The organism is Vibrio sp. 10N.222.49.C9 (genome assembly GCF_041474985.1).
GTDB lineage: Bacteria > Pseudomonadota > Gammaproteobacteria > Enterobacterales > Vibrionaceae > Vibrio > Vibrio crassostreae_C.
This window is the reverse complement of record NZ_JBFRVD010001390.1, coordinates 1-273: the sequence shown is the minus strand read 5'-3', so window position 1 is coordinate 273 and position 273 is coordinate 1. Positions and strand designations below refer to the sequence as shown.

The following is a 273-nucleotide window of genomic DNA, read 5'->3' as shown; positions in this document are numbered from 1 at the left end:
CAATTATTACTGTGGCAGATCAAATTACGGCTACAGAAGCGAATGCAAACGACAAATCAGCTCAAGGTCATCATAAGTTTGTTGAAGGGCAATTTATCGCAACTGACCCTGATGTTCGCGACCACCAGACCTTTAGTTTAGTAGGATTTCATGATGAGAAACATTTGCCGGCAAGTTTCTTGCAGCATGTATCATCTCATCACGTACCGGGGTTGACCCTTGAAACAAGTGGTAAGTATCAATTTGACAGAACAAATCCAGCATACAACTACC

At 42.1% G+C, this 273-nt stretch carries 1 protein-coding gene; it reads left to right on the top strand.

Going from position 1 to position 273, the window contains the following annotated elements; translation table 11 throughout:
• Positions 1-273 (top strand): hypothetical protein (locus AB4585_RS28425; RefSeq protein WP_372172111.1); only part of this gene is annotated, 273 nt, incomplete at both ends.